Raw genomic sequence first — 4838 nt, 5'->3', positions numbered from 1 at the left:
CTTGTTTCACCTTGGGAAGACTCAGTACTCAAGGTGTTTTCAAGACAATTAAAGGAGTGTGTTTTTTATGTCCCAGCCAGAAACCACCACAGCAGGCCGCACCCATGCAAAATCCCGTACCCACCGGCTCACCGTCACCGCCATGCTCAGCACCGTCGCCCTTGTCCTGATGACTCTGGACTTCTCGGTCCCCTTGATCCCCGCGTTTGTCAAGATGGACGTGTCGGAGCTTCCCGCTCTGCTGGCCGCATTTAGTCTCGGCCCGTGGTACGGTGTGGCGGTTTGCTTCATCAAGAACGCCCTTCACCTTCTGCAAACCTCCACCGGAGGCGTGGGCGAGGCGGCAAACTTTATGATGGGCGCCGTTTTTGTGGGCACCGCAGGCGTTATCTATCATCGCTTCGGCCAGCACAAGAGCCGCAAGGGCGCATTGGTCGGCGCGCTGATCGGGGCGGTGTGCATGGCGCTCATCTCCGTGCCTTTGAACTACTATTTTACTTATCCCGTCTACGCCAAGTTCATGCCCATCGATGTGATTCTGGGTATGTATCAGGCCATCCGTCCCTCCGTGAACGGACTTTTGGAATGTCTTGTCACCTTTAATATGCCGTTTACCTTCCTGAAGGGAGTTCTGACCGTGGCGCTGTGCTTTTTGATTTACAAGCCCCTGTCTCCCCTTCTGCACAAGTAAGCGCTTTTCCGGCATGGCAGGCGGTACAAGCCGCCTGCCATCTCCGCTTTTGAAAGGAGCGTTTTCCCTTGAGCAACGAAACTATGATTCCTCAGACCGAGCCTTCCGGCCCGGAGGAGCTCTCAGCCCCTCCGGAAAAAAAGATTTCCCGTGCGCGCCGGTGGCTTCAAAAAGTGCTTCATGACGCACGCACCCCCGTCCGGCTTCTCTTTATGCTGGGGCCGTGGGTGGCGTATCTGTGCGTGGAGTATCTGAACGAAAACAACCCCTTCACCGCCTTGAATGCCACCCAGCTTCTTTTTTCCGCCTTCTGGTACTATCTCATTTTCTGGGTATGCCGGATGCTTACGGGACGGCTCAAGACCGCCGCAGGCGTGGGCGCGGTCTTTTGCTTTTTGCTGGGGGTTGCGAATCATTATGTTTTGAAGTTCCGGGGACGCATCATTTTCCCTGTGGACTTGATGACGCTGGGCACCGCCGCCAACGTGGCCACCGGCTATGATTTCAGGCCGGATAAAACCGTTTGGCTGGCAGCGGCCATTCTGGCGGTGTACCTGTTGCTGCTGGCCCTGATCCCCAAGCAGACCAAGGGGCGGCAAAAGCTGCGGCGGGTTACGGCTTTTAGTTCTTTGGCTGCCTCCGCCGTCTTTTTGTACGCCTTTTTCTGCACGCCGCTGCTCCCAAGCGTTGGCATCTGGGCGCAGCAGTGGAAAACCCAGCAAAACGGCTTTATGCTGAATTTCATGACCGCTCTGCGGTATAGCTTTGTCTCCGCGCCGGATGGCTATTCTGCGGAGGAGGCCCAAAAAATTGCCGGCGGGACCTTTGCCGGGACCGTGAGCGGAACGGTGTCCGCTGCGCCGCCAGAAAACCTGCTGGTGATTATGAACGAGTCCTTTGCGGATATGCAGGCCAGCTTTCCCAATCTGGAGCTGACGGAGGACCCCCTGCCTTTCCTCCATTCTTTGACGAAGAACACTGTGAAAGGCACGATGATTTCCCCCGTCACAGGCGGCGGCACCGCCAACGTGGAGTTTGAGTATCTCACGGGCGACTCTCTGGCATTTCTCCCCTCCTCCACTGTGGCCTATCAGCTTTATTGCTACGATGGAATGCCCTCCATGGTGTCGCAGATGTCTTCTCTGGGATATCGTTCCGTGGCCTTCCATCCCTATCTCTCCTCCGGCTGGAACCGCACGTCCGTCTATCGTTGGATGGGCTTTGACCGTCAGATGTATCAGGAGAACGTGAGGGATCCCCAGTACATAAGAAACTACATCAGCGACGCGTCGGACTATCAGCAGCTTTACCGTCTCACCGATGAGACGAACGGCCCTCTGTTTGTCTTCAACGTGACTATGCAGAACCACAGCGGCTACTCTCAGGGCTGGAACAATCTGGAGCGCGCCGTGGAACTGGATGGGGCCAGCAAAGGCTCCTCCGCCGTGGCGGCCCAGTATTTCTCCCTTATCCGAGAGAGCGACAATGCCCTCCGTGAACTGATTGAGCACTATAAAGCTTCCGACGAGCGGACGATGATCGTCTTCTTTGGCGACCATCAGCCTCCCTTGGGAAACGACTTTTATGAGAAGCTATATGGCAAAAAGCTGGACGACCGCACGGCGGCAGAGGTATTTCAGCAGTATGAAACGCCGTTTTTCATCTGGGCCAACTACGATCTGCCGGAGCAGCAAGACGTAACCATCAGTGCAAATCTGCTGGGTACGCTGACCATGGACTTGGCGGGGATTCAGCCCACCGGCTACGAGAAGCTGCACCAAAAGCTTCTGGACACACTGCCAGTCAACTCCACCGTGGGCTTTGGGAAAGCCGACGGCACGCTTCTTGGCGACACGGAGGAGAGCGGGCTTTCCCAAAAGGAGGAGCGTCTTTACAACAGCTACCGCATCATGGCCTATAACCATCTGTTCGACAACGGAAACCACCCCAAGGGGTATTATGGGCCGACTCCGAACCCGGAGGGATAACCCTTCCATGCCCCCAAATCTTTTATAACACAAAGCCGCCGGTTGGCGCGGAGACGTTTGTCTTCGCCGCCAACCGGCAGTCTTATTTTCTTTTCTTTGCGGTCAAGTCTCCAATTTTCGATCATACAGGTCCAAAAAGGAATATTCCTTTCCCCGGGACTTCACGCCCACCATGGTATCCAGTTGTACCCCGTGGATGGCGGCGAAAATGGACTTTTCCACATTGGGATTGGTCTTTTTCAGCTCCCGGAGCAGGACCTTCATCTCCTGCCGCTTGCTGTGGCCTACCCCGTCATCGGCCGCGTCCCGTTCCTCGGTAAACCGGCAGGCACACTGTAAAAATTGCAAGTGATTGTAATTTTTCCAGGAAATGACGTCCTCCTCGTGGACACAGTACAGCGGGCGAATCAACTCCATCCCCGGGAAGTTTTTGCTGTGCAGCTTGGGCGGCATGGCCTGAATCTGCGCGCCGTACAGCAGGCCCATGAGGGTTGTTTCCACCACGTCGGAAAAATGGTGCCCCAGAGCGATTTTGTTGCAGCCCAGCTCCTGCGCCTTGGCATAGAGGAAACCCCGGCGCATCCGCGCGCACAGGTAGCAGGGATTGCGGTCTGCCTGCACCGTCACGTCGAAAATATCGCTGTCAAAAATCGTCACGGGAATCTCCAGTGCGGCGGCATTCTCCTCGATCAGCCGCCGGTTCTCCGGGGCATAGCCCGGGTCCATCACCATAAACGTCAGCTCAAAGGGCCGGTCGGTATGGCGGCGAAGCTCCTGCATCAGCTTTGCCAGCAGCATGGAGTCCTTCCCTCCCGAGATGCACACGGCGATTTTGTCTCCGGGAGCCACCAGCTCATACCTCTTCACCGCCGCGATAAAGGGGTTCCAAAGTGTTTTACGGTACTTTTTAATGATGCTCCGCTCCGCGGTTTCACAAGGGGTCAGGTCCTTTGGCATAGTTTTCTCTCCAATATGTGTAAAGTTATCTAGCTTGACTGCAAAAGCAGCAAACCGAAGGTATCAGAACCAGATGGCGGCCAGTTTCAGCAGCGACGCAAAGGTCCGCCGGAGCCACGAGCGCTTCTTCCAGTCCTCCATGGTGTAAAGGGCACTCTGGGCCATCACGGCGTCCATGTCCTCCAAAAGTTCCTCCACCACCGGCATGTCATAAAGCAGGGCGGCGCTTTCAAAATGGAGTTGGAAGGAACGGTAGTCCATGTTGGGACTGCCTACCAGCGCCATTTTCCGGTCCACCAGCACGCTCTTTGCGTGGATAAAGCCGGGGGTGTATTTGTAAATTTTCACCCCATGGCGCAAAAGCTCGCCCCAATAGGTTTCTGCCACTACATAAGCGTATTTCTTGTCCGGAATGGCGGGCATCATCAGCCGCACGTCCACGCCGGAGTCCGCCGCAATGCACAGCGCCTGCTGCATGGATTCCTCCACCGCGTAGTAGGGCGTTGTGATATAGAGAAAGCGGGTGGCCGAAGAAATGAGCTGAAAAAACGTATCCTCCATAGGGTTGTCCGGGTTGTTCAGCGGCCCGTCTGTAAATGCCTGACAGAACCCCGGGGTCTCCGGTCCCTCCGTCCGGGGACGGTAATAATCGTCCTCGTTGGGCAGGGTGTCGTACATCATCTCCCACATCTGGATGAATTGGGCCGCCAAAGCCCATGCCCCGTCCCCCTCGATGCGGACGGCGGAATCTTTCCACCATCCAAACCGCTCGAACAGGTTTGCATATTCGTCTGCCAGATTGATGCCCCCGGTATAGGCCCAGTGTCCATCAATCACCGCAATCTTGCGGTGGTCGCGGTAGTTGAAGTAGATGCGGTTCACATAGCGGTGAACCGGGTTAAAGTCTCGAATTTCAATGCCCGCGTCCTGAATGGACTGAATCATGTCGTCGGAAAAGCGGGTAAGATTCCCGAAATCGTCAAAAATCACGTGGATTTCTACCCCGGCGGCGGCCCGCTCCTTCAGTGCGTCCAGAATCCGGTCCCAGATTTTCCCCTCGGCAATGATAAAATACTCCAGAAAGATATACGTCTCCGCCTGCTGGATATGGGCAATCAGATCGTCAAAAAATTCCATACCGTCGCCAAAATATTTGGCGGAAGTCCTGTTGTAAAGCAGAAAGTCCCGCTTTTGGAGATAGG

At 55.6% G+C, this 4838-nt stretch carries 4 protein-coding genes; 2 read left to right on the top strand and 2 right to left on the bottom strand.

Going from position 1 to position 4838, the window contains the following annotated elements; all coding sequences use genetic code 11:
- Positions 1-67: 67 nt before the first annotated feature.
- On the top strand, positions 68-691 hold the full coding sequence (locus tag B2W96_RS07640) for an ECF transporter S component (protein WP_293009694.1): 624 nt from the start codon (positions 68-70) through the stop codon (positions 689-691).
- 68 nt (positions 692-759) lie between these two features.
- Positions 760-2679 carry an LTA synthase family protein gene (locus B2W96_RS07635; protein ID WP_293009693.1) on the top strand — a complete coding sequence of 640 codons (1920 nt, stop codon included), beginning with the start codon at positions 760-762 and terminating at the stop codon, positions 2677-2679.
- A 102-nt stretch (positions 2680-2781) separates the two neighbouring features.
- Here the strand turns inward: B2W96_RS07635 and B2W96_RS07630 are convergent, their stop codons facing one another.
- The gene (locus B2W96_RS07630; protein ID WP_293009692.1) at positions 2782-3636 is read right to left on the bottom strand and encodes a tRNA lysidine(34) synthetase; all 855 of its coding nucleotides are present in this window, start codon (positions 3634-3636) and stop codon (positions 2782-2784) included.
- 63 nt (positions 3637-3699) lie between these two features.
- A partial coding sequence (gene cls / locus B2W96_RS07625; protein WP_293009691.1) for a cardiolipin synthase occupies positions 3700-4838 on the bottom strand: 1139 nt, incomplete at its 5' end.

The organism is Oscillibacter sp. UBA6647, from assembly GCA_002455655.1.
Classification (GTDB): domain Bacteria; phylum Bacillota; class Clostridia; order Oscillospirales; family Oscillospiraceae; genus Oscillibacter.
This window is presented reverse-complemented; position numbering and strand designations above follow the sequence as displayed.